This is a genomic window from Moorena sp. SIO3I6 (assembly GCF_010672095.1).
On record NZ_JAAHHU010000305.1, the window covers coordinates 1 to 5,253 of the forward strand.

At 45.1% G+C, this 5,253-nt stretch carries 6 protein-coding genes; 4 read left to right on the forward strand and 2 right to left on the reverse strand.

What is annotated here, in order from left to right; genetic code table 11:
- The coding region (locus tag F6K49_RS34690; RefSeq protein WP_293103975.1) for a transglutaminase-like domain-containing protein at positions 1-567 on the reverse strand (567 nt) is incomplete at its 3' end.
- A gap of 15 nt (positions 568-582) precedes the next feature.
- Positions 583-792, reverse strand: a complete 210-nt coding sequence (locus F6K49_RS34695; protein ID WP_293103978.1) for a hypothetical protein — start codon at positions 790-792, stop codon at positions 583-585.
- 161 nt (positions 793-953) lie between these two features.
- On the opposite strand from F6K49_RS34695, the gene F6K49_RS34700 reads away from it, so the two are divergent.
- From F6K49_RS34700 to F6K49_RS34715, 4 genes are all read left to right on the forward strand, one after another.
- Entirely contained in the window at positions 954-1,256 is a 303-nt protein-coding gene (locus F6K49_RS34700) for a hypothetical protein (protein ID WP_293061978.1), read from the forward strand.
- 25 nt (positions 1,257-1,281) lie between these two features.
- Positions 1,282-2,895, forward strand: coding sequence for an NHLP bacteriocin system secretion protein (locus tag F6K49_RS34705; RefSeq protein ID WP_293103981.1), 1,614 nt, complete (start codon positions 1,282-1,284; stop codon positions 2,893-2,895).
- Between the two features lie 123 nt (positions 2,896-3,018).
- A complete protein-coding gene (locus F6K49_RS34710) occupies positions 3,019-3,210 on the forward strand; it encodes a hypothetical protein (protein WP_075896217.1) in 192 nt (63 codons plus the stop codon).
- A gap of 90 nt (positions 3,211-3,300) precedes the next feature.
- A partial coding sequence (locus F6K49_RS34715; RefSeq protein ID WP_293103984.1) for an NHLP family bacteriocin export ABC transporter peptidase/permease/ATPase subunit occupies positions 3,301-5,253 on the forward strand: 1,953 nt, incomplete at its 3' end.

Here is a 5,253-nt window from a genome sequence, read left to right on the forward strand (position 1 = left end):
TAACAGCTGCCGATTACTCACCGGTGCTAGGAAACTTGGTTGTAGGGTTACCGGATGCCCATAAATTTGGGTTAGTCGTTCCTCGCAGTCTTGTTCAAATAAAATTTCACCGCCATGGAAAGCATCTACAAAGATACCCACCTGCTCAAACTCTGGGCGAATTAAGAAATGCCCTGGCATCCCAATACCAACCATGGGAAAATCAAGGCGTCGAGCGACTTCCAGGTAAACCACGGAAAGAGTAATCGGAATACCTGTGCGCCGATCAATTACCTGATTGAGGAAACTATTACCGGGATCGTAGTAATCACTCCTATTACCCGAATATCCTAGGTCATCATATAAATACTGATTAAGAGTTTTAATTACTCGGAGAGGATAGCGTTCCTTTGGCAAGCGCTCTTCTACTTCAGATGCCATCACATCTAAGGCATTGAGGTAATCATCAATAGCCAGATCCGGGTATTCCTCCTGAGCTATATAAAGCGCTGCTTTTGCCAAATGAATTTGGTCATCTGGCTGATTTATTTCTGTGTAAAACCCTTGACGCCCTGAGTTAAAGTCCATCTAAAATTCCGTCAGCTACTTTGAGTATATAGTATTTTTATTTGATAGGTAAACATAAGATTGATATAAAAAGGGAACAGGGAATAGGGAATAGGGAACAGAGAATAGAAAACAGGGAATAGAAAACAGGGAATAGGGAATAGGGAACATTGTCAAGATATACGAGGATTTTTTAGTGTTATGATAAAGCTCCGAAGTTCTTTGTTTCCTTTCATCACAATTCATCTATAGTATGATTTTTTCTATTGCATAGAACTATCACTGTTCACAATTTAAATAGGATTGCTATAGAACTCCAAAAGTTGTTCTAAGTAGCTGGACAAAAATAAACCTCGCTTCTTGATTCAGTCGCTCATGGGGGAAACCACGGCAGTCGCTCATGGCGCATGGGTCTGTGTGCGGAACCTGCGTCCGCATCTGTCAGCCATGCAAAGCGCGAGTGGGGGAAACCCCCGCATGAAGGCTTAGGTGCGCTTTCCGTAGGCGAATTAAATTCGCCACGGGTCGCACCTCTGCATCGCTCTCCAGCCCGGTGGGAACCCCCGCATGAAGGCGCTGCCTCCCCAAGACCGCGCTGCATCGCTATATTAACTTGTGTAAAGTTGCCAAAAATCCCTCTGCTCCCTGCTCCCTGTTCCCTGTTCCCTGTTCCCTGTTCCCTGTTCCCTGTTCGCTATTTCAACAGTTAATTTTACTTTTGTCCGACTACTTAAAATGTTCAAGAACAAGAAAAGTCTGTTTCGCCAAGAATCACTTGAACGGCTATCTTCCCCAGAACGGCTGGATCAGTTGATGCAAGTGGTTAATCCTAGGGATTGGCTACCGTTAGCGGCTTTGGGGGGTTTGGTGTTTTTGGCTGTGATTTGGAGTATTTTTGGACGGATTCCCATCACTGTCACCGGTCAAGGAGTACTAATCCGTCCTCGGCGGCTAGTACAGTTTCAGTCCACTATATCTGGACAGTTGGACTCTCTAAATGTCGGGGAGGGGCAATGCTTTGAGAAAAATGATGTACTGGCAACCATTGACCCATCTGAACTCAAAAAGCAGTTACAGCTGCAACGGAGGAAACTAAGTCAATTGCAGGTACAGGATAGAGATAGCAATTTAATTTCAACTCAGCTAACCCAACTGGAAACGGATGCGATCGCAAAGCAGCGAGCTAGCTTAGAGCAACGGTTGCAAGATGCCATGGCTCTGACTCCTGTACTAAAAGAGAAAAACTTTACTGCGATCGCTCGACAGCGTCAAAGTCTAAACCAACAGCTGCGGGATGCCATGGCTCTGACTCCAGTATTACAGGATAAGGGATTGAAAGCGATCGCACAGCAGCGCCAAAGCTTAGAACAACGGCTCAGGGATCTTATAGCTCAAGTCCCAGTTTTCAAACGGAGATGGCAAAAGCGTCAGGAACTGTCGGCGGTAGGGGGAATTGCCGAAGATGCTGTTTTACAAGCGGAACAAGAGTATCGCCAAGCCGTGCAGAGTATCTCGGAGCTGGAAGCACAGTTGAAGCAACTGGATGTTAGTGAAACTGAAACAGAAGGCACATACGTACAGAATCTCAGTACGATTAGTGAGATTCAAGTAAAGTTAGAGGAACTCAGTGTTCGAGAAACTGAGGCGCAACAAAAATATTTGGATAATCTTAATACCATATCCCAAATCAGAGCACAGTTACAAGAGTTGGATACCAAGGAAAAACGTTTAGACCAACAGAATTTGGAAAGTTCTAATCAACGAAGCAATCAGATTCAGGACGTGAAGCTAGAAATTGCTCGACTGGAAAAGCAACTGGCAGACAAGAGTAAAATTCTGAGTCCTTACGCTGGGTGCGTTGTCGAAATTGCTGCTGTTAGGGGACAAGTGGTTCAACCCGGAACCCAGCTCGGCACCATGACAGTTAAGGGACAAAGTGATGGCATGGAGGGCATTACCTATTTCTCGGTCAAGGACGGGAAAAAGATTCAACCGGGAATGCTGATTCAAATTACACCGGATACAGTCAAGCGACAACGATTTGGTGGCATTGTGGGCAAAATTACTTCAGTTTCACCCTATCCTGTAACTCGTGAGGGAGCAGCTAGTGTAGTGGGGAATCCAGAAGTAGTAGATAATCTGATTGGTCAGGGGGGAGCAATGATAGAAGTCTACGCTCAATTAGAACCAAATAATACCACGTTTAGTGGCTACCAATGGTCATCTTCCGATGGTCCAGACTTGAAAATTTCTGCCGGAACTACTACCACCGCTAGGGTGAGAGTAAAAGAGCGTGTGCCGATTAGCTTTGTCTTGCCGATTTTGCGGGAATGGAGTGGGATTTATTGAAGGTTTAAAGGTTTAATGTTGAAAGTTGAAAGTTGAAGGTTGAAGGTTTAAAGTTGAAAGTTGAAAGTTGAAAGTTGAAAGTTTGTTCGCGTAGCCTGGCCTTTGGCCAAGGTTATTAGCCAAATGCGAATAACCAAAAAACCTACCCTTCACCGAACGCCAAAGGCGAACAACAAACAAACCTTGGCCTATTGGCCACGCTACGCGAACAATCTACCCTTAACCCTTCAACAAACAACATTCAACCTTGGCCTTTGGCCACGCTACGCGAACAACAAACCCACCTTCAACTTTCAACTTTCAACCTACCCTTAACCCTTCAACAAACAACATTCAACCTTGGCCTTTGGCCACGCTACGCGAACAACAAACCAACCTTCAACTTTCAACTTTCAACAGTAAACAATGAAACAAAAACGAATCAAAACCCCCACTCTATTGCAAATGGAAGCAGTAGAATGTGGTGCCGCTGCTCTAGGAATTATTCTGAGTTACTATGGTCGGATTGTGCCGTTAGAGGAACTTAGGGTTAGTTGTGGTGTGTCCCGCGATGGCTCTAAAGCATCTAATTTGGTTAAAGCTGCTAGGCGTTATGGAATGCAAGCCAAGGGTTATAAAAAATCCCTGGCTAACCTTAAAAAATTGCATCCTCCGTTTATTGTGTTTTGGAATTTTAATCATTTCCTAGTAGTAGAAGGATTTAGTAAAAAAATCGTCTTTCTCAATGATCCAGCTGCTGGTCCAAGACGGGTAACCAGCGAGGAATTTGATCAGGGTTACACGGGGGTAGTGCTGGTAATTGAACCAGGACCAGAGTTTAAAAAAGGGGGTCAAAAACCCAGTGTTACATTCGCGCTATGGTTACGACTAAAAGGGTCTATTCCTGCAATTACATACTGTATAATAGTAGGATTTTTATTAGTTTTCCCTGGCTTAGTTATTCCCGTCTTTAATCAAATTTTTGTAGATAATGTGTTAGTCGAAAGTCGCACTGATTGGCTACGTCCCTTGATTTTAGCCATGGCAATTACGGTGCTCCTGCAGGGGGTGTTGACCCTGTTACAATTGCGGTATTTGAGACAACTAAAAATTAAGTTATCCGTAGGAATGTCCAGCCAATTTCTCTGGCACATCCTGCGATTACCAGCAAGATTTTATGCCCAGCGGTTTGCTGGAGAAATTAGTAATCGGGTTAAGCTAAATGACAAAGTGGCTGACGTGCTTTCGGGTCAGTTGGCAACAACAGTGATTAATTCGGTAATGGTAATCTTTTATGCCCTGGTGATGTTTGCCTATGATGGGGTACTCACTGTAATTGCTATAGTTTTTGCCTTGGTAAATGTCTTGACCTTACAATGGCTGGCTCGTAAGCGGGTGGACAGCTATATGCAATTAGCCCTAGACCGGGGTAAGGCAGCTGGGGTAGCGATCGCTGGACTACAGGGCATAGAAAGTGTCAAGGCATCGGCAACAGAGTCGGATTTCTTTGCCAGGTGGTCCGGTTACTATGCTAAAGCGGTTAATGGTCAGCAGAAACTGGAAGTAGCAAACCAGGTTTTAGGGGTTTTACCGCCTCTGCTAACCTCCTTAACCTCTATGCTAATTTTGGCAGTTGGGGGTCTAAGGGTAATGGAAGGATCTCTCAGTATTGGGATGTTAGTGGCTTTTCAAAGCTTGATGAACAGTTTTCAGAAGCCTGTCAACCAGTTAGTCAGGTTTGGCAGTACTCTCCAGGAACTCGATGGTGACCTCAATCGCTTGGATGATGTATTGGGCAACCCGATTGACCCCCAGTTGACCGAAGGGTTAGCTCAAACCACTCATTCCCCTAACCGACCCCAAGATCCGGTGGCAGCTCAAAGGGGAGATCAAGCAGAATCTGATTCATTTCCCACTCTCCAGGTCTGCCTTCAAGGTCATGTAGAATTACGCAATATTACCTTTGGCTATTCCCGGATAGATCGACCGTTAATTGAGAACTTTAATCTGACCCTGAAACCTGGTCAAAGGGTAGCGCTAGTAGGGGGTAGTGGTTCGGGGAAGTCTACCATAGCAAAGATAGTAACTGGTTTATACCAACCTTGGTCAGGGGAGATTCTATTTGATGGGATTCCAAAACAGCAGATTCCCAGGTCGGTGTTGACGAATTCCTTAGCAATAGTGGAACAGGAAATCTTTCTGTTTGGGGGGACAGTACGGGATAATCTGACCTTGTGGGATAAGACGGTACCCCTGTCTGAGATAGTGCGCTCTTGTCAGGATGCGGCAATTCACGAGGTGATTCAGGCACTACCTGGGGGATATGAAGCCCAACTGATGGAAGGAGCTGGAAATTTAAGTGGGGGTCAGCGTCAACGA